At 72.1% G+C, this 18,225-nt stretch carries 17 protein-coding genes; 4 read left to right on the forward strand and 13 right to left on the reverse strand.

The annotated features are described in order from the left end of the window. The 3 genes from htpX to glnA form a co-directional block, all read right to left on the reverse strand. Nucleotides 1-918, reverse strand: coding sequence for a zinc metalloprotease HtpX (gene htpX / locus KBY32_RS24865; protein ID WP_210981714.1), 918 nt, complete (start codon nt 916-918; stop codon nt 1-3). A gap of 72 nt (nt 919-990) precedes the next feature. After that, nucleotides 991-1,257, reverse strand: coding sequence for a hypothetical protein (locus KBY32_RS24870; RefSeq protein ID WP_055620614.1), 267 nt, complete (start codon nt 1,255-1,257; stop codon nt 991-993). A 111-nt stretch (nt 1,258-1,368) separates the two neighbouring features. Beyond that, on the reverse strand, nt 1,369-2,778 hold the full coding sequence (gene glnA / locus KBY32_RS24875; RefSeq protein ID WP_055620599.1) for a type I glutamate--ammonia ligase: 1,410 nt from the start codon (nt 2,776-2,778) through the stop codon (nt 1,369-1,371). 198 nt (nt 2,779-2,976) lie between these two features. Here glnA and KBY32_RS24880 point away from each other — a divergent pair, with 198 nt between their 5' ends. Continuing rightward, nucleotides 2,977-3,444, forward strand: a complete 468-nt coding sequence (locus KBY32_RS24880; RefSeq protein WP_210981715.1) for an RDD family protein — start codon at nt 2,977-2,979, stop codon at nt 3,442-3,444. A gap of 78 nt (nt 3,445-3,522) precedes the next feature. Here KBY32_RS24880 and KBY32_RS24885 read toward each other — a convergent pair whose 3' ends face one another. From KBY32_RS24885 to lipB, 4 genes are all read right to left on the reverse strand, one after another. After that, nucleotides 3,523-4,221: a DUF4191 domain-containing protein gene (locus KBY32_RS24885; protein ID WP_108706560.1), complete on the reverse strand. Its 699-nt coding sequence runs from the start codon at nt 4,219-4,221 to the stop codon at nt 3,523-3,525. Between the two features lie 48 nt (nt 4,222-4,269). Further along, nucleotides 4,270-4,470 (reverse strand): hypothetical protein, encoded by a 201-nt coding sequence (locus KBY32_RS24890; RefSeq protein ID WP_055620596.1) that lies wholly within the window; start codon nt 4,468-4,470, stop codon nt 4,270-4,272. Nucleotides 4,471-4,761: 291 nt separating this feature from the next. Beyond that, nucleotides 4,762-5,727 carry a lipoyl synthase gene (gene lipA, locus KBY32_RS24895; protein WP_108706558.1) on the reverse strand — a complete coding sequence of 322 codons (966 nt, stop codon included), beginning with the start codon at nt 5,725-5,727 and terminating at the stop codon, nt 4,762-4,764. A 105-nt stretch (nt 5,728-5,832) separates the two neighbouring features. Next, the gene (lipB, locus tag KBY32_RS24900; protein WP_210981716.1) at nt 5,833-6,630 is read right to left on the reverse strand and encodes a lipoyl(octanoyl) transferase LipB; all 798 of its coding nucleotides are present in this window, start codon (nt 6,628-6,630) and stop codon (nt 5,833-5,835) included. Between the two features lie 280 nt (nt 6,631-6,910). On the opposite strand from lipB, the gene KBY32_RS24905 reads away from it, so the two are divergent. Continuing rightward, on the forward strand, nt 6,911-8,347 hold the full coding sequence (locus tag KBY32_RS24905) for a regulator (protein ID WP_115508973.1): 1,437 nt from the start codon (nt 6,911-6,913) through the stop codon (nt 8,345-8,347). A 231-nt stretch (nt 8,348-8,578) separates the two neighbouring features. Here KBY32_RS24905 and KBY32_RS24910 read toward each other — a convergent pair whose 3' ends face one another. Together KBY32_RS24910 and KBY32_RS24915 are read right to left on the reverse strand one after the other, a co-directional pair. Continuing rightward, nucleotides 8,579-9,952 carry an NAD(P)/FAD-dependent oxidoreductase gene (locus KBY32_RS24910; protein WP_210981717.1) on the reverse strand — a complete coding sequence of 458 codons (1,374 nt, stop codon included), beginning with the start codon at nt 9,950-9,952 and terminating at the stop codon, nt 8,579-8,581. Between the two features lie 159 nt (nt 9,953-10,111). Then, nucleotides 10,112-11,017 carry a TIGR01777 family oxidoreductase gene (locus KBY32_RS24915; RefSeq protein ID WP_210981718.1) on the reverse strand — a complete coding sequence of 302 codons (906 nt, stop codon included), beginning with the start codon at nt 11,015-11,017 and terminating at the stop codon, nt 10,112-10,114. A gap of 52 nt (nt 11,018-11,069) precedes the next feature. On the opposite strand from KBY32_RS24915, the gene KBY32_RS24920 reads away from it, so the two are divergent. Continuing rightward, nucleotides 11,070-11,570: a GNAT family N-acetyltransferase gene (locus tag KBY32_RS24920; protein ID WP_210981719.1), complete on the forward strand. Its 501-nt coding sequence runs from the start codon at nt 11,070-11,072 to the stop codon at nt 11,568-11,570. Between the two features lie 12 nt (nt 11,571-11,582). On the opposite strand, the gene KBY32_RS24925 is transcribed toward KBY32_RS24920, so the two are convergent. Next, nucleotides 11,583-12,764 carry a MarP family serine protease gene (locus KBY32_RS24925; RefSeq protein ID WP_055620589.1) on the reverse strand — a complete coding sequence of 394 codons (1,182 nt, stop codon included), beginning with the start codon at nt 12,762-12,764 and terminating at the stop codon, nt 11,583-11,585. Nucleotides 12,765-13,027: 263 nt separating this feature from the next. Between KBY32_RS24925 and KBY32_RS24930 the strand changes: the two genes are divergently transcribed. Further along, on the forward strand, nt 13,028-13,765 hold the full coding sequence (locus KBY32_RS24930; protein ID WP_308293793.1) for a peptidoglycan recognition protein: 738 nt from the start codon (nt 13,028-13,030) through the stop codon (nt 13,763-13,765). Nucleotides 13,766-13,778: 13 nt separating this feature from the next. On the opposite strand, the gene KBY32_RS24935 is transcribed toward KBY32_RS24930, so the two are convergent. The 3 genes from KBY32_RS24935 to aceE all read right to left on the reverse strand — a co-directional run bounded on the left by KBY32_RS24935 (nt 13,779) and on the right by aceE (nt 18,140). Next, on the reverse strand, nt 13,779-14,297 hold the full coding sequence (locus KBY32_RS24935; protein WP_055620587.1) for a DUF4240 domain-containing protein: 519 nt from the start codon (nt 14,295-14,297) through the stop codon (nt 13,779-13,781). Between the two features lie 72 nt (nt 14,298-14,369). After that, nucleotides 14,370-15,347 carry a YafY family protein gene (locus tag KBY32_RS24940; protein WP_210981720.1) on the reverse strand — a complete coding sequence of 326 codons (978 nt, stop codon included), beginning with the start codon at nt 15,345-15,347 and terminating at the stop codon, nt 14,370-14,372. Between the two features lie 90 nt (nt 15,348-15,437). Then, the gene (gene aceE, locus KBY32_RS24945; RefSeq protein ID WP_210981721.1) at nt 15,438-18,140 is read right to left on the reverse strand and encodes a pyruvate dehydrogenase (acetyl-transferring), homodimeric type; all 2,703 of its coding nucleotides are present in this window, start codon (nt 18,138-18,140) and stop codon (nt 15,438-15,440) included. Nucleotides 18,141-18,225 lie beyond the last annotated feature (85 nt).

The raw sequence follows: 18,225 nt of genomic DNA on the forward strand, positions 1-18,225 counted from the left end.
TCACGCGCCTCCGGGAGCCGCCGGCTCACCCAGCTCGGCGGAGATCCGCCCCAGCTGTTCGAGCCGCTGCTCCAGGCTCGGGTGGGTGGAGAGGATCCTCGCCAGACTGGGCTCCCGGCCCAGTGCCGGGGTGAAGTAGAAGGCGTTGAACGCCTGGGCCGTCCGCAGGTCCTTCGTCGGGATGCGGGCGAGGTCCCCGGAGACCTTGGTCAGCGCGGAGGCCAGCACCGAGGGCCGTCCCGTCAGCAGGGCCGCGGCCCGGTCGGCGGCCAGCTCGCGGTACCGGGACAGGGCCCGGATCAGCAGAAAGCTGAGCGCGTACACGGCGGCCGACACACCCATGACGGCGGCGAGGACGACCGCGGTGTTCTGGTCGCGGCGCCCGCCCCCGAAGAGCTGCGAGTAGAAGGCGAACCGCACGACCAGCCCGGCGATCACCCCGAGGAACGAGGCGATGGTGATCACCGCAACGTCCTTGTGCGCGACATGCGCCAGCTCGTGCGCGAGCACGCCCTCCAGCTCGTCCCGCTCCAGCCGGCGCAGCAGCCCCGTCGTCACACAGACCACGGCGTGATCGGCGTTGCGGCCGGTCGCGAAGGCGTTGGGCATCTCCATGTCGGACACCGCGACCACCGGCTTCGGCATGTCGGCCATGGCGCACAGCCGGTCGACGACACCGTGCAGCCCGGGGTACTCCTCGCGCTCCACGGGCCGCCCGCGCATCGCGAACAACGCGACCCGGTCGGAGAACCAGTACTGGGCACCCAGCATCGCGGCGGCGATCACCACCACCAGCACCCAGGACTTCAGCAGCACGATCAGCGCGGCGACGAACGCCACGTACAGCAACCCGAGCAGAAACAGCGTGACGCCCATCCGGGCGGTCAACCGCCGGTCACTGCGGAAGCGGCTTCGCATGGTGCACCATCCCGCACTCAGGCACTCGTCCCCCTGCCAGTGTGCACCGCCCGTTCGGGCCCCGCGCAGCCGCTACGGCGCCGTGAACCGGAAGTAGCCGAGCAGCAGGATGACGGCGGCGACGCTGCCGAGGACGACGACCGTGGACACCCAGCCGGAACGGCGGTGCCGCCGGGCCACATGATCAGGTTCCGGCCGGAACGGCACCGGACCGGGCGGATCGTGCTTCCACCGCGCGGCGAGCATCCGGGCCCGCGCCGACGGCTCCTTGTGCTCGGCGGCGTCGGCCCACCGGATGTCGAACTCCCGCTCGTGATCGTCCTGCTGCGAATCAGCCATGGCCTCCACCCCCGTGCGATCCCACCCCCCAGAATAGAACACACGCCCGCGCCCCCACCGTCCATCGGGACGGCGGGGGCGCGGGCGTTCAGTCACCGAGCCCAGGCTCGATCACACGTCGAAGTACAGCTCGAACTCGTGCGGGTGCGGGCGGAGCTGGAGCGGGGCGATCTCGTTGGTGCGCTTGAAGTCGATCCACGTCTCGATCAGGTCCGGGGTGAAGACGTCACCCTGGAGCAGGAACTCGTGGTCGGCCTCGAGCGAGTCCAGGACGGCCGGGAGCGAGGTCGGGACCTGGGCCACGTTGGCGTGCTCCTCGGGAGCCAGCTCGTAGAGGTCCTTGTCGATCGGCTCGGCCGGCTCGATCTTGTTCTTGATGCCGTCGAGGCCCGCGAGGAGCAGGGCCGAGAAGGCCAGGTACGGGTTGCCGGAGGAGTCGGGCGCGCGGAACTCGACGCGCTTGGCCTTCGGGTTGGAGCCCGTGATCGGGATGCGCATCGCGGCGGAGCGGTTGCGCTGCGAGTACACCAGGTTGATCGGCGCCTCGAAGCCCGGGACCAGGCGGTGGTACGAGTTCACCGTCGGGTTGGTGAAGGCGAGCAGCGACGGGGCGTGCTTGAGGATGCCGCCGATGTAGTAGCGCGCCATGTCCGACAGGCCCGCGTAGCCGGCCTCGTCGTAGAAGAGCGGGGAGCCGCCCTGCCACAGGGACTGGTGCACGTGCATGCCCGAGCCGTTGTCACCGAAGATCGGCTTCGGCATGAAGGTCGCGGTCTTGCCGTTGCGCCAGGCCACGTTCTTCACGATGTACTTGAAGAGCTGCAGGTCGTCGGCCGCGGCGAGCAGCGTGTTGAACTTGTAGTTGATCTCGGCCTGGCCGGCGGTGCCCACCTCGTGGTGCTGGCGCTCGACCTGCAGGCCGGCCTTGGCCAGCTCCAGGGAGATCTCGGCGCGCAGGTCGGCGAAGTGGTCGACCGGCGGGACCGGGAAGTAGCCGCCCTTGTAGCGGACCTTGTAGCCGCGGTTGTCCTCGATGGCGCCGGTGTTCCAGGCGCCCGCCTCGGAGTCGATGTGGTAGAAGGACTCGTTCTCCGACGTGCGGAAACGCACGCTGTCGAAGACGTAGAACTCCGCCTCGGGGCCGAAGAACGCGGTGTCGGCGATACCCGTCGACGCCAGGTAGGCCTCGGCCTTCTTCGCCACGTTGCGCGGGTCACGGGAGTACTGCTCGCCCGTGATCGGGTCGTGGATGAAGAAGTTGATGTTGAGGGTCTTGTCGCGGCGGAAGGGGTCCACCCGCGCGGTCGACAGGTCGGCGCGCAGCGCCATGTCGGACTCGTGGATGGCCTGGAAGCCGCGGATCGACGAACCGTCGAACGCCAGCTCCTCGTCGGGGTCGAACGCCTCGACGGGCAGCGAGAAGTGCTGCATGACGCCCGGCAGGTCGCAGAATCGGACGTCGATGAACTTGACGTCCTCGTCCGCGATGAACTTCTTGGCCTCGTCGGCGTTCTGGAACATCCAGCTCCTCCTACTCCCGACCGTCCCGCCGGGGTGGTAGATCGTTCGTGCGGCCAGTGCGGGTGGCACACGCTGCACTCGACCCTAGGGATGGGTGATTTCTCGGGCGTGACCCATTTGTTTCGCACACGTTAACCGGACATCCCCCTTCTCACCCCACCTGTCCACATCCCAGAACGGGCCCAGTACCGTGGTGACGTGGACAAGAGGCAAGCAATCGGATCCTGGCTCTCCGGCCCCCGCGCGGCCGCCGAGGAAGCCGGTGTCGACTTCGGATACAGGGGGGAGCAACTCGGCCTTCCACAGGACGGCCCGGGCTCCATCGCCCGCCCCGGACGGCGGCTCGGCGCCCTGGCCGTGGACTGGGGGCTGTGCGTCCTGATCGCATACGGCCTTCTCACCGATGGCTACGGCCAGGCGACCGGCAACTGGGCTCTGCTCGTCTTCTTCGTGATGGGCGTGCTCACGGTCGGCACCCTCGGCTCCACCGCCGGCAAGCGCCTCTTCGGCCTGCGTGTGGTCGCCCTCGACAGCGGCACCGTCAACCCGCTGCGGGCCCTGGCGCGCACCGCCCTGCTCTGCCTCGCCCTCCCGGCCCTGATCTGGGACCGCGACGGGCGCGGGCTGCACGACCGGCTGGCGGGCACCGTCGAGGTCCGCCTCTAGCGTGCGGCCTTCATAAACGTCCGCGTACGACGAAGGGGCGCCCGGAATCGATCCGGGCGCCCCTTCGTCGTTCAGGGATCAGCGGCGGAAGTTGCCCTTCGGCAGCTTCATGCCCTTGGGCATCGGGCCCTTCGGCAGCGGCATGTTGCTCATCAGGTCGCCCATGGCGCGCAGCCGGTCGTTGGTGGCCGTCACCTGGGGGCCGGTGAGCACGCGGGGCAGCTTGAGCATCGTGGTCCGCAGCTTCTTCAGCTCGACCTGGCCCTCGCCCGTGCCGACCAGCAGGTCGTGCACCGGGACGTCCGCGACGATGCGGTTCATCTTGCGCTTCTCGGCGGCCAGCAGGCTCTTCACCCGGTTCGGGTTGCCCTCGGCGACCAGCACGATGCCGGCCTTGCCGACGGCCCGGTGGACCACGTCCTGGCTGCGGTTCATCGCCACCGCGGGGGTCGTCGTCCACCCCCGTCCGATGTTGTCCAGGACGGCCGCCGCAGCGCCCGGCTGGCCCTCCATCTGGCCGAAGGCCGCCCGCTCGGCCCGGCGCCCGAACACGATCGCCGTCGCGAGGAAGGCGAGCAGGAGGCCCAGGATGCCGAGATAGATGGGGTGCCCGATCAAGAAACCGATCGCGAGGAAGACACCGAAGGTGACGATTCCGACAGCCGCGAGTACAAGACCGATCTTCTTGTCGGCCCTGCGGGTCATCTTGTAGGTCAGAGCGATCTGCTTGAGTCGCCCGGGGTTCGCAGCGTCCGCTGCCGTGTCCTTCCTCGCCATGCCACGAAGTCTACGTGGCCGCGGGAGCGCCTTCGACGGCGCGTGTCCTCAGAGGCGGGGAGCGGGGGTCCGCTCCAGGACGCGCTCCGCCTCGACGCGGTCCTTCGCGCGGCGGCGGTCCTCCAGGACGGAGGTCCAGGCGTTGCGACGGGCCGTGCGCTGGCCGCTGCCCATCAGCAGCGACTCGACGGCACGCAGTGCATCGGTGAACGACGGGATGGCGGTGGCGCGAACGGGCGCGGCCTGCATGGCAGAGGTCCCCCCTCGGGAATGAATGCTCCGGTGAGCGGTGCACAGCGTGTGCAACCAGGGTCACTGATTGGTGTTACCAGGGCGTGACCGACCGGTCAAACACCGATGAAGGCCGAATGGGGGGCCGGAACGACCGAACGCGGTCCGGACCTGGTCGCGATCTGCGACGACGTACCGGACCGCGTCGGAAGGACGAAGTCGGGGAGCGTTCACCTGTGCGCGGATTCACATGCGCACAGTGACACTCCGTGCCATCGGGCGGCCTGGGCCATCCGACGACCCGTGCCGTCAGACGGCCTGGGAGGCGACGTACGCGCCGCGCTTCTCGACGGCCATCTGGTAGAGGCGGCCGGCCCGGTACGAGGAGCGCACCAGCGGGCCCGACATCACACCGGAGAAGCCGATCTCCTCGGCCTCCTCCTTAAGCTCCACGAACTCCTGCGGCTTGACCCAGCGCTCCACGGGGTGGTGGCGCACGCTCGGGCGCAGGTACTGCGTGATGGTGATCAGCTCGCAGCCGGCGTCGTGCAGCTGCTTGAGCGCCTCGCTGACCTCCTCGCGGGTCTCGCCCATGCCCAGGATCAGGTTCGACTTGGTGACCAGGCCGTAGTCGCGGGCGTCGGTGATGACCTTGAGGGAGCGCTCGTAGCGGAAGCCGGGGCGGATGCGCTTGAAGATGCGCGGCACCGTCTCGACGTTGTGCGCGAAGACCTCGGGGCGGGAGGCGAAGACCTCCTGCAGCAGCTCCGGGACCGCGTTGAAGTCGGGGGCGAGCAGCTCGACCTTGGTGCGGCCGGCCTCGCGGGCGGCGGTCTGCTCGTGGATCTGGCGGACCGTCTCGGCGTACAGCCAGGCGCCGCCGTCGGGGAGGTCGTCACGCGCGACGCCGGTGATGGTGGCGTAGTTCAGGTCCATGGTGACCACGGACTCGCCGACGCGGCGCGGCTCGTCGCGGTCGAGCGCCTCGGGCTTGCCGGTGTCGATCTGGCAGAAGTCGCAGCGCCGGGTGCACTGGTCGCCGCCGATGAGGAAGGTGGCCTCGCGGTCCTCCCAGCACTCGTAGATGTTCGGGCAGCCGGCTTCCTGGCAGACCGTGTGCAGCCCCTCGCTCTTCACGAGGCTCTGCATCTTCGTGTACTCGGGGCCCATTTTCGCCCGGGTCTTGATCCACTCGGGCTTGCGCTCGATGGGGGTCTGGCTGTTGCGGACCTCCAGGCGCAGCATCTTGCGTCCGTCCGGTGAGACTGCGGACACGTCGGCTCCCTGTGCTTCGATTCTTCGGCGTACACCAGGGTACGCCCGTGCTTACCGGGCTCTGCTGTCAGGCCAACCTCATGACCGCAGGCCTGATTCCCAGTCTCAGACGGTCGCCTTCTCGATCTCGCGGGGTCTGAGGTCGGCGTTCTCCAGGACGTCCTTCAGATGGCGCTCGACGACCGGGAGCACGTCCTCGATGGTGATGTCCCGGCCGAGCTCCGCCGCCAGCGAGGCGACGCCCGCGTCCCGGATGCCACACGGGATGATCTTGTCGAACCACTTGTTGTCCGGGTTCACGTTCAGTGCGAAGCCGTGCATGGTGACGCCCTTGGCGACCCGGATGCCGATGGCGGCGATCTTGCGGTCCTCGCGGCGCTGGCCGGCGTTGGACGGGGCGTACTCCGGGCCGTTGAGCCGCGGGTCGAACTCGTCGTCCGTGAGGCGGGGGTCGAAGTCCAGGGAGAGCCCTCCGAGGGAGGGGCGCTGCTCGACCGGGTCGCCGAGGACCCAGACGCCGCTGCGGCCCTCGACCCGGGTGGTCTCCAGGCCGAACTCCGCGCAGGTGCGGATCAGGGCCTCCTCCAGCCGCCGTACGTGCGCCACGACGTCGACCGGGCGGGGGAGCTTCTGGATGGGGTAGCCGACCAGCTGGCCGGGACCGTGCCAGGTGATCTTGCCGCCGCGGTCCACGTCGATGACGGGCGTGCCGTCGAGCGGGCGCTCGTTGTCGGCGGTGCGCCGGCCCGCCGTGTAGACCGGGGGGTGTTCGAGCAGCAGGACGGTGTCGTCGATCTCGTCGGCGAACCGGGCCGCGTGCACGCGGCGCTGCTCGTCCCACGCCTCCTGGTACTCGACGGCATCCGCCCCGAACCCCAAGCGGACGAACCGCAACTCACTCACGGCAAGCGCCTCCCTAGAAGCACCGGAAAGTCGTAAGGCACGAAGCGTGCCTACGCCACTGTACGACCGGTCCGTTCGAGTGGGCTCCGGAGGCCCACGTCAGCCCGCTGGCGCAATCCTCACACGATCGGATGAATGGGCGGCGTAATGTGCGATCGGCTGTTTACTCTCCGCTACATTCGCGCCGTTCGAGAGGCCAAAAGGGCTGCTCACGGCAATTCCGGGCGTTCGGCGGCCGTACGGCCACACGACGCCCGAAAGGCAGGAGACCGCACCGCAGATGACGGAACGACCCGCGCAGCGCACTCCCAATCGACAGCTCGCCGCGCTCATCGCAGAAGCGGGATTCTCCAACGCGGGTCTCGCCCGCCGGGTGGACCAGCTCGGACTCGAACACGGGCTTGACCTGAGATACGACAAGACATCGGTCACCCGCTGGCTGCGCGGACAGCAGCCGCGCGGCACCACCCCGGCGCTGATCGCCGAGGTCTTCACCCGGCGCCTCGGCCGCCGGCTCACCGCCCAAGACCTCGGCCTGGACGCCTGCGCGCCCGTGTACGCCGGGCTGGAGTTCGCGGCGACCCCCGAGGAGGCCGTCGACATCGTCAGCGGCCTGTGGCGCAAGGACTCCGGCAGCCATGCCGAGCTGCGCAAGATCGCGTTCACCCCGGCCGGCCTCGTCGTGCCCAGCCGGGACTGGCTGATCGGGCGGGCCGACGAGAAGGTCGCGCGCGGCGAGCCGGTGCCGCGGGTGCCGGTCCCCGGCCGGCCGGTGGTGCCCCGCCAGCGCGGCCAGGCCGAGCGCGGGCCCGGGCAGAAGGTCACCGGCGGCGACATCGCCGCGCTGCGCTCGGTCGGCGACCTGTTCCGCTCCCTGGACGACATGTACGGCGGCGGCCACGCCCGGCAGGCCCTCGTGCGCTACCTGGAGCACGAGTGCGAGCCGATGCTGCGCGGCACCTACGGCGAGCAGACCGGCCGCCGGCTGTTCGCCGCCGCCGCCGACCTCACCCGGCTCGCGGGCTGGACGTCGTTCGACATCGCCGCGCACGGCCTCGCGCAGCGCTACTTCGTACAGGCGCTGCGGCTCGCGCAGGCGGCCGGCGACCGGGCGTTCGGGGCCTACGTCCTCGCGACCATGAGCCGGCAGGCCGTCTACCTCGGGCACGGCCGCGAGGCCGTCCAGCTCGCGCGCGTCGCCCAGCAGGGCGTGGGCACCGGCGCCCCGCCCGCCGTCCTCGCCCTGCTGCACGCCTGCGAGGCGCGCGGGCACGGCGTGCTCGGCGAGGTGCGCGCCTGCACGGCCTCGCTGGTCCGGGCCGAACGCGCCCTGGAGGCCGCCCGGCCCGGCGACGACGTGCCGCACTGGGCGCGCTTCTTCGACGAGGCACAGCTCGCCGACGAGTTCGGCCACTGCCACCGGGACCTCCAGCAGTTCCGGGCCGCGGCCCAGCACGCCGAGCGCTCCCTGCAACTCCGTGCCCCGGCCTTCGCCCGCAGCCGTCTCTTCTGCCGGCTGGTCCTGGCCAGCGCCCGCCTCGGCCTCGGCGAACTCGACCAGGCGTGCGCGCTAGGTGCGGAGGCCGCCGGCCAGGCCGCCGAGATGCGGTCCGTCCGGGCGATCGAGTACGTCAGGGACTTCGAACGCCGGCTGGAGCCGTACCGCGACGCGGCCCCCGTCCGGGGCTACCGGGACAGGGTCGCCGCGCTGCTGTGACCGGGCGGCCCGGCAGCTCGTGGCGGTGCGCCCGGCCCGGGCGGCCGGTTCGTGGGGGCGTCTGGTTCGGGGGCTGGGCCGGCGCCTGCGGGGCCGACGCGGCCCACCCCAGTTGGCTGTCCGGAGGCAGGGCGGCGGCTCCACCGAGCCGAGTGGCCCGGCCGTAAGGGGACCGCGCGGGTCGGGCGGCCGTCCGGGCGGGTCGCGGCCCGGCCCGGCCGTCCGGGCCGGTCAGGCCGCCGTCCGCAGGGGTTCCGCGCTGTGCAGGGAGCCCGCCGCGCCCAGGTCCGACAGGATCGCCGTGGTGGCGCGGCGGGCCGAGTGCAGGGCGCCCTGGACCGTGCTGGTGTCCCGGTGGTCGCCGCACACGTACAGGCCCGCGAGCAGGCGTACCGGCCGGCGCAGGTCGTGCGGCGCGGTCATCGCGGGCACGGCCTCGGGGGTGTGGTGCACGGCCAGCGTCTCCCAGCGGGCCGTCGAGGTGCCGTACAGGCGCGCGAGATGCGTGCGTACGGCGGTGTCGACGTCCGGCGGTGGGGTGCCGAGGACCGTCGAGGTGACGAGGGCGCGGCCGGCCGGGGCGCGGCTCGGGTCGACGCGGCTGATCACCGCCGTGTGCGCCACCGGACCGCTCCGGTCGGCGTCGAGCAGCAGGGAGGCGCCGGTCGCCGGTGCCTCGTCCATCGTGTGGTGGAGGACCGTCACCGGGTGGAAGCCGGGCACCCGCAGCCCCGGCAGCAGCTCGGCGGCGGTCCGCGCGTCGGTGGCCAGCAGCACCGCACGGCACCGGATCTCGCCGTGCTCGGCGGTCGTCACGGCCGTCGTGGCGATCGAGGTGACCCGCACCCCGGTGTGCACGGTGCCCGGCGGCAGCGAGCGCGCCAGCAACTCGGGCAGCGCCTCGGCGCCGCCCTCGGGCAGACAGAGCCGGCCGCCCGCGAAGGCGTGCAGCGCGAGGTCCGCGCACCGGCTGGAGGTGGTCAGCTCCTGGTCGTACAGCAGGGCGGCCAGCAGCGGCCGCAGGAAGCCGTCGATCGTGCGCGCCGGGATGCCCCGCTCGGCGAGGGCCTGTGCGGCCGGGGCCTCGGGGCGGGCGAGCAGCCGTTCGACGGGTGCGGAGGCCAGCCGGGCCAGCGCGGCGCCCAGCCGTGCCTGGTCGACGGCGGTGCCCAGCGGGGCTCCCGCCCGCGCCCGGGGGACCGCCGGCGCCCCGCGTCCGGCGGAACCCCTGGGGGCGCTCGCCATAGCGCGTACGGCGTGGAGTGCGCCCCTCGCGCGCCGGGCGCTCGCCGGGCCGGTGAGTGCGCCGGCGCGGTGCCGGCGTCCGTCGCTGTGCAGCAGCACCCCCGGGGCGAAGGACCGCAGCGCGAGCGCGTCCAGGGCCGGTGTCCGGCGGAGCTCGGGATACGACGTCGACAGAAGCTGCCCGATCCGGTCCAGCCGGAAGCCGTCGACCTTCTCGGTCGACATGCGGCCACCCGGGTAGGGGGCCGCCTCCAGGACCGCGGTGGTGATTCCTGCGCTGGTCAGCCGGTGCGCCGCGGCGAGCCCGGCGACCCCGGCTCCCACGATGACGACGTCCGCCTGGTTCGCGGGCTCAAGCACGTGCCCCTCCTCGAGGTTGCGCGGCCGGTGGAGACGTCATGCCCCCAACTGGCCCAGGAAATACCCGAGTTCGGCACGAGGTTACGGACGTGACCGGTCAGGGACAGTCGCGCATCGACAGAGCACGGTCGCACGGCGGTCGCATACGGACACCGGGTCCTAGTTCAACGCAGCCCGGATCGCGCCCTCGACGTCCGGGAACGCGAAGGTGAAGCCCGACTCCAGCAGACGCGCCGGCACCACCCGCTGACTGCCCAGCACATCCCCGGCCATCTCCCCGAGGACGGTCCGCAGGACGGGCGCGGGCACCTGGAACAACGTGGGCCGGTGCAGCACCCGCCCCATGGCCGCCGAGATCTCACGGTTCGTCACCGGCTCGGGTGCCGTCACATTGAACGGCCCCGACAGCTCCTCGGCGTCCAGCAGAAACCGGATCGCGGCCACCTCGTCGTGCAGCGACACGAACGACCAGAACTGCCGCCCGTCCCCAAGCCGCCCGCCCAGGCCCGCCTTGAACAGGGGGAACAGCCGCCCCCACGCCCCTCCCTCGCGGGCCACCACCAGGCCGGTGCGCACGAACACCGTACGCACCCCGGCCTCCCGCGCGGGCGCCGCCGCGGCCTCCCACTCCACGCACAGCTCCGGCAGGAAACCCTCGCCGGGCGGGCTCGACTCGTCGACGATCTCCTCGCCGGTCTCGCCGTAGTAGCCGATCGCGCTGCCGTTCACGAAGACCCGCGGCCGCTCACCGGGCTTCAGCGCCGCCATCGCCGAGGCAAGCGCCTCCGTGCCCAGGACCCGGCCGCGCCGCAGGCTCTCCTTGTACGCCTCCGTCCAGCGCCGCGCCCCCACGTTGGCGCCGGCCAGGTTGACCACCGCGTCGCACCCGGCGAGCACCGCCGCCGCCACCTCACCGCCGTCGGGGTCCCAGCGGACCTCGTCCGCCGCCCGGGGCGCCCGGCGCACCAGCCGGACCACCTCATGGCCGTCCGCGACGAGCGAGCGCACCAGGGCGGCGCCGATCAGGCCGGAGGAGCCGGCGACCACGATTCTCGACTGATCCATGCAAACCATCCTGCCCGGAACAGGGCCCTATGCCTCTCATAGGCTGGCGGTCATGTCCGAGACCCGCCCGCAACCCGTGCTCCGTACCGCCCGGCCCGAGGACGACGAGGAACTGGCCCGGCTCGACCGCTCCACCTGGTCACCGCTGCACGCCGTCCTGCCCCGGCCGCGCCCGCCGTACCCGCCCTTCTTCGACGAGCGCCACGCCCCCGAGGACGTCCTCGTCGCGGAGCTGGACGGGCGGGCCGTCGGCTACATACGCGTGGTCCCGCCGACCCGGCTCGCCTGCAACGCGCACGTCCGGCAGATCCAGGGGCTGGCCGTCGCGGACGAGGTGAGGGGACTGGGCGTAGGGCGGGCGCTCGTGCGGGCGGCCGTCGAGGACGCCCGGCGCCGGGGCGCCCGCCGCATCACCCTGCGCGTCCTCGGCCACAACACCCCCGCCCGCGCGCTCTACGCCTCCGAGGGCTTCGTGGTCGAAGGCGTCCTGCCCGGGGAGTTCCACATCGACGGGAGGTACGCCGACGACGTGCTCATGGGACGTGCTCTGTGAGGCCTCCCGGCGTCACGAGGTGATCAGGTCCCCGGTGTCCACCGGGACCGTCGCGGTCGCCGCGCGCCGGGCGTCCGAGGCGACCTCGTCCGCCGTCAGGACATAACCCGTCTCGTCGTCGGTGGTGGAACGGGCGAAGACCACCCCGAACACCCGGCCCTCGGTGGTCAGCAGCGGGCCGCCCGAGTTGCCGGGCCGGACGGTCGAGCGGATCGAGTAGATCTCGCGGGTGACGGTCTCGTCGTTGTAGATGTTCTGCCCGGTGGCCTGTATGCGGCCGGCGACCGTCGCCGCCTGGAGATCCAGCGCGCCGTCCTCCGGGTAGCCCGCGACCACCGCCGAGTCGCCGCGCGTGGCGTCGTCGAAGCGCAGCACCGGGGCGCGCAGCTGGGGCACGTACAGCACGGCCACGTCCCGCCGCGGATCGAAGAGCACCACCCGGGCGGCGTACGACGGCCCGACACCGCCCACGCGGACGTCCGGCCGGTCGATGCCGGCCACCACATGGGCGTTGGTCATCACACGCTGCGGGGCGTACACGAAGCCGCTGCCCTCGCGGCCCTGGGTGCCCGCGGTGCCCTCGATCTTGACGGTGCTGCGCTTGGCGGCCTCGGTCGCGGCCGGGGTGACGCTGTCGCCGGTGGGCTTGGCGACCTCGGCCGTCGACTCGTTCTCGAACGGGTTGAAGACCTGCGGGAAGCCCGCCTCGGTCAGCGCGGAGGTGGCCCGCGAGAACCAGGCCGGGGTGGTGTCCGGCATCGCGTCCTGCACGGTCCCCAGCAGCCGCGAGTCACGGATCGCCGACGTCAGCAGCGGCGAGGAGGACGCGGCCAGCACGCTCGCCGCCACCCAGGCCACGATCAGCACGGCCACCGAGTTGGCCACCGCCCCGCCGATGCCGTCCGCCACCCGCAGCGGCCCGCGGTCCAGCTCCCGGCGCAGCCGCAGGGCCAGCCGACCCGCCAGCTCGTGCACCAGCACGGCCGGCAGCAGCACCGTCAGCACCGCGGCCACCGTCGCCCGTGTGGTGCCCGGCGAGACGAGGTCCATCACCCACGGCAGAAGCCACACGCCGATCACCGCGCCGCCCACGAAGCCGGCCAGCGAGACACAGCCCGCCACCAGCCCGCGCCGGTAGCCGGACGCCGCGTAGGCCACCATCACGAGCAGCAGCAGGATGTCGAGCAGGTCCACTGAGCCGCCTCTCCCTCACCTTCGACCGGACCTCTTAGTACGCGCACGGGGCGCTTCTTGATCAGCGCGCGGCGGCGTGTCACGGGGATTCGGCCACGCTGCGTACACCAGGAGGAACGCCCCGGACCCGAATGATGGTTCCACCCGGTGTCACACCACACATCGCGGGCGGACCGGATCCGTCGGACAGTAGGACCATGCGTGCCATCCGACGGGTCACGGCGGAACGGGTACGAGGTGTCCCCGGGGGACGGGGAGTCCTCGTGGCCCTCGGTTTCGTACCGGGAGTGGCCGCCGGGCTCGCGCTCGTACTGTGCGCCGACGGGGTGGAGAAGAGCGTCGAGCGGGAGAAGCGGCCCGTCGCGGCGCGCCCGGCCTCGTACCAGGCGGCCAGGCCGCCCATCGTGCCCCGGGAGGTCTGGCTCGACGAGGAGACCCTCCACACCCAGCCGCCGCCGCGCTACGACGACAAGGTCGTCGCCGTCTTCGTCCATCACACGGACTCCCCGAACGACTACGACTGCGCCGACTCGCCCCGGATCATCCAGCATCTGTACGCCGGGCAGACCGGGGGACGGCACTGGGACGACCTCGGCTACAACTTCGTCGTCGACCGCTGCGGCACGATCTACGAGGGCCGGGCCGGCGGCACCGACCGGCCCGTCACCGGCGCCCACACCCAGGGTTTCAACCACCGCACCGCGGGCGTCGCCGCCCTCGGCACCTTCACGGACGGGGTACCCGTCCCGCAGGCGATGACCGACGCGATCGCCGCGGTCGCGGCGTGGAAGCTGGGGCTCTCCGGGACCGACCCCCGCACGAAGGTGCGGCTGACCTCCAGCAACAGCCTCAGCCGCTACGCCTCCGGCACCATCGCCAGGCTCCCGGCGGTGGCCGGCCACAACGACGGCTACTCGACGAGCTGCCCCGGCGCCGCCCTCAGCGCCCTCCTCCCGGAGATCAGGGCCACGGCGGCCCGCCTCCAGGGCCGGGCCCCCTAGCGCGCGGACACGCTCAGCCCTTGAACCGCTCCCACAGCCGGGGAAACCGCTCCGCCAGCGCCCGCGAGTCCTCGAAGTCCACGGGTGTGCCGGACGGCTCCGGGGGCGCGGGCGGCAGGCCCAGGTCGGGGGCGACGGCACCGGTGAGCTGCTCGTACGCCTCGTCGGCGGCGTACCCCAGCTCCTCCCCGTCGCCGTCGAACTCCTCGTCGAAGTCGTCCAGCAGCTCGGCCAGGGAGTCCGGGTCGTGCACCGCGCCCTCGTACACCTCGCGGCCCTGGCCGATCAGCCAGCAGCGGAAGAAGTCGAAGGCGTCGTCGCTGGCCCCGTCGAGCAGGACCCAGGCGGCGCCCCACAGATCCCAGGTGTAGGCACGGTTGTAGCGGGCCTCGAAGTGGCGGGCGAAGTCGAGCACGGCGTCCGGATCCAGCTGGACCAGCCGGTCCACGAGCAGGTCGGCCTGCTCCTCGGGATCGCCCTCGGCGGCCTCACGGGTCGCGTCCACCAGCTCCCAGAACTCCGTCTCGTCCATCACGGGTCAAGCATCGGCCCTGGACCGGTGGGGCGCACGTGGAGTGCGACGGATTGTTATGGGGCGCGTGACTCAATCGGCGTACAGGGCCGCCAGGCGTATCGCGTCGGCGGCGAACCGCTCCCGCAGCGACCGCGGGGCCAGCACCTCCACCTCGGGGCCCAGCGCCGCGAGCTGGCCGTGGGCGACCTCCTCGGACTCCACCGGGACGGTCGCCGTCACCCAGCCGTCCCCGTCCGGGGCGCCCGCCGCCTCCAGCGCCTCCCGCGCGACCGGCGTCCCGACGGCGAACCGCAGGGCACGCGCCCCCTCGGGCGACACCCGCAGCACCACCTCGGTCCGCAGGATCGACCGCGCGAACTGCTCGGCCCGCTCCGCCCAGAACCCGGGCAGATCGAACGACTCGTCCCGCTCGAACCGCCCGTCACCGGCCTCGACCGCGAGGAACCGTTCGATCCGGTACACCCGGTGGGCACCGTCCCCGGGGACCCGGGCGCACAGGTACCAGACACCGGCCTTCAGCACGAGTCCGTACGGTTCCAGCTCCCGCTCGACCTCCTCGTCGCCGCGCCGCCGGTAGCGCGCGACGATCCGGCGGTCGTCCCACACGGCGTCCGCGACCGCCGGCAGCAGCTCCGGGGGCGCCGGCTCGGTGAACCAGTTCGGCGCGTCCAGATGGAAGCGCTGGGCCGCCGTACGGGAGGCGTCCCGCAGCGACGGCAGCAGGGCCGCCGACACCTTCAGCCGCGCGGCCGACGCGGCGTCCTCCAGGCCCATCTCGCGCAGCGCCCCCGGCACCCCGCTGAGGAACAGCGCCTCGGCCTCCCCGCGCGCCAGCCCCGTCAGCCGCGTCCGGTACCCGCCGACCAGCCGGTACCCGCCGGCCCGGCCCCGCTCGGCGTAGACCGGGACCCCGGCCTCCGACAGCGCCTGCGCGTCCCGGGTGACCGTCCGCTCGGACACCTCCAGCTCCCGCGCCAGCTCACCGGCGGTCATGGAGGGCCGGGACTGGAGCAACAGCACCATCTTGATCAGTCGAGCGGCACGCATACGGTCATCATGCCGGGGCCCACTGACAGCCGAGGAATACAGCCAAGGGGCACGGCGAGTGCCGTGCCCCTTGGCTCACCACCGGCCCGGCTACAGGCCGTACTTCTCGCGGGCTTCCTTCACCGCGGTGGCCTTGACCTCGCCGCGCCGGGCGAGCTGGGCCAGGGCAGCGACGACGATCGACTCGGCGTCCACCCCGAAGTGGCGGCGGGCCGCGTCACGGGTGTCGGACAGACCGAAGCCGTCGGCGCCCAGCGAGGACCAGTCCTGCTCGACCCACTGCGCGATCTGGTCCGGGACCTGACGCATGTAGTCGGAGACCGCGAGCACCGGGCCCTCGGCGCCCTGCAACGCCTGACGGACGTACGGCACCCGCTCCTCGCCGCGCAGCAGGGCCGCGTCGGCCTCCAGCGCGTCACGGCGCAGCTCCGTCCAGGAGGTCGCGGACCACACGTCGGCGGCCACACCCCACTCCTCGGCGAGCAGCCTCTGCGCCTTCAGCGCCCAGTGGATGGCGGTGCCGGAGCCCAGGAGCTGGATGCGCGGGGCGTTCGCCGCCGGGGACAGACCGGCCGACTCCGCCGTGTTGAAGCGGTACAGGCCCTTGACGATGCCCTGGTCGACGCCGTCCACCGCGGGCTTCGCGGGCTGCGGCAGCGGCTCGTTGTAGACGGTCAGGTAGTAGAAGACGTCCTGGTCCTCGCCCGGGGCCGCCTCGCCGTACATCCGGCGCAGACCGTCCTTGACGATGGCCGCGACCTCGTAGGCGAAGGCCGGGTCGTACGTCAGCGCCGCCGGGTTGGTCGCCGCGATGACGGGGGAGTGGCCGTCGGCGTGCTGCAGGCCCTCACCGGTCAGCGTGGTGCGGCCGGCCGTCGCGCCGACGAGGAAGCCGCGGCCGAGCTGGTCGCCGAGCTGCCACATCTGGTCGGCCGTGCGCTGCCAGCCGAACATCGAGTAGAAGATGTAGAACGGGATCATCGTCTCGCCGTGCGTCGCGTACGACGTCGACGCGGCGATGAAGTCGGCCATCGAACCGGCCTCGGTGATCCCCTCGTTGAGGATCTGCCCGTTCTTCGCCTCCTTGTAGTACATCAGCTGGTCGCGGTCGACCGGCTCGTACGTCTGGCCCTTCGGCGAGTAGATGCCGAGGGACGGGAAGAGGCTCTCCATGCCGAAGGTGCGCGCCTCGTCGGGGACGATCGGCACCCAGCGCCTACCGGTCTCCTTGTCGCGGACCAGGTCCTTGACCAGGCGGACGAACGCCATGGTGGTGGCGACGTTCTGCGAGCCGGAGCCCTTGTCGAAGGCGGCGAACGCCTTGTCGGCGGGGGCCGGCAGCGGGGCCACCGGGTGGACGCGGCGGGCCGGGGCGGGACCGCCGAGGGCCGCGCGGCGCTCCTGGAGGTAGCGGACCTCGGGGGAGTCGGCGCCCGGGTGGCCGTAGGGCACCACGCCGTCGGCGAAGTCGCTGTCCTTGATGGGCAGTTCGAGCAGGTCGCGCATCGCCTTGAACTCGTCCACCGAGAGCTTCTTCATCTGGTGGTTGGCGTTCTTCGACGCGAAGCCCTCGCCGAGGGTGTGGCCCTTGACCGTCTGGGCCAGGATCACGGTCGGCGCGCCCTTGAACTCGACGGCGGCCTTGTATGCGGCGTACACCTTGCGCGCCTCGTGGCCACCGCGGGAGAGGTGGAAACACTCGAGGATCTTGTCGTCGCTGAGCAGCTTCGCCATCTCGGCGAGCGCCGGGTCCTTGCCGAAGAAGTCCTCGCGGATGTAGGCGGCGTCGCGCGTCTGGTACGTCTGCACCTGCGCGTCCGGCACCTCGCGCAGCCGGCGGACCAGCGCGCCCGTGGTGTCGAGCTGGAACAGCTCGTCCCAGGCAGTGCCCCACAGGGTCTTGATCACGTTCCAGCCGGCGCCGCGGAACTGGGCCTCCAGCTCCTGCACGATCTTGAAGTTGGCGCGGACCGGGCCGTCGAGGCGCTGCAGGTTGCAGTTGATGACGAAGGTCAGGTTGTCCAGGCCCTCGCGGGAGGCCAGGGCGAGTGCCGCCGTCGACTCCGGCTCGTCCATCTCGCCGTCGCCGAGGAAGGCCCATACGTGGGACGCGGAGACGTCCTTGACGCCGCGGGCCGTGAGGTAGCGGTTGAAGCGGGCCTGGTAGATCGCCGACAGCGGGCCGAGACCCATGGAGACGGTCGGGAACTCCCACAGCCAGGGCAGCCGGCGCGGGTGCGGGTACGACGGCAGGCCGTTGCCGCCCGCCTCCTGGCGGAAGTTGTCCAGGTGTTGCTCGGTGAGACGGCCGTCGAGGAAGGCGCGGGCGTAGATGCCCGGCGAGGCGTGGCCCTGGATGTAGAGCTGGTCGCCGCTGCCGTCGCCCTCCTTGCCCTTGAAGAAGTGGTTGAAGCCGGTCTCGTAGAGCCACGCGGCGGAGGCGAAGGTGGCGATGTGACCGCCCACGCCGTGCTTGGAGCCGCGGGTCACCATCGCGGCCGCGTTCCAGCGGTTCCACGCGGTGATCTTCCGCTCCATCTCCTCGTCACCGGGCGCGGACGGCTCGGCGGCGGTGGGGATGGTGTTGACGTAGTCCGTCTCGAGGAGCTTGGGCAGCGCGATGCCGGTGCCCTCGGCCCGCTCCAGGGTGCGGCGCATCAGGTACGCCGCACGGTGCGGGCCGGCCGCCTCGGCGACCGCGTCCAGCGAGGCCTGCCACTCGGCGGTCTCCTCCGGGTCACGGTCGGGGAGCTGGTCGAGCGCGCTCGGCTGGATGGCGTTGGGGTCGGTCATGTCGCCGCCTTCCTCAGTCGAAGGGGGTTCCCTCATCGGCAAGGGTTCGGGGTTGCCCTTTGTCTTTGGCAGGACAGGGCGGAAG

It is taken from the genome of Streptomyces sp. RK62 (assembly GCF_018070255.1).
In the GTDB taxonomy this organism is placed as follows: Bacteria; Actinomycetota; Actinomycetes; order Streptomycetales; family Streptomycetaceae; genus Streptomyces; species Streptomyces nigra.

Bases quoted from the DNA above. Each gene is read 5' to 3' on its own strand.
- htpX (WP_210981714.1), bottom strand. From the start codon at position 918: ATGCGAAGCCGCTTCCGCAGTGACCGGCGGTTGACCGCCCGGATGGGC.
- KBY32_RS24870 (WP_055620614.1), bottom strand. From the start codon at position 1,257: ATGGCTGATTCGCAGCAGGACGATCACGAGCGGGAGTTCGACATCCGG.
- glnA (WP_055620599.1), bottom strand. From the start codon at position 2,778: ATGTTCCAGAACGCCGACGAGGCCAAGAAGTTCATCGCGGACGAGGAC.
- KBY32_RS24885 (WP_108706560.1), bottom strand. From the start codon at position 4,221: ATGGCGAGGAAGGACACGGCAGCGGACGCTGCGAACCCCGGGCGACTC.
- KBY32_RS24890 (WP_055620596.1), bottom strand. From the start codon at position 4,470: ATGCAGGCCGCGCCCGTTCGCGCCACCGCCATCCCGTCGTTCACCGAT.
- KBY32_RS24905 (WP_115508973.1), top strand. From the start codon at position 6,911: ATGACGGAACGACCCGCGCAGCGCACTCCCAATCGACAGCTCGCCGCG.
- KBY32_RS24915 (WP_210981718.1), bottom strand. From the start codon at position 11,017: ATGGATCAGTCGAGAATCGTGGTCGCCGGCTCCTCCGGCCTGATCGGC.
- KBY32_RS24920 (WP_210981719.1), top strand. From the start codon at position 11,070: ATGTCCGAGACCCGCCCGCAACCCGTGCTCCGTACCGCCCGGCCCGAG.
- KBY32_RS24935 (WP_055620587.1), bottom strand. From the start codon at position 14,297: ATGGACGAGACGGAGTTCTGGGAGCTGGTGGACGCGACCCGTGAGGCC.
- KBY32_RS24940 (WP_210981720.1), bottom strand. From the start codon at position 15,347: ATGCGTGCCGCTCGACTGATCAAGATGGTGCTGTTGCTCCAGTCCCGG.
- aceE (WP_210981721.1), bottom strand. From the start codon at position 18,140: ATGACCGACCCCAACGCCATCCAGCCGAGCGCGCTCGACCAGCTCCCC.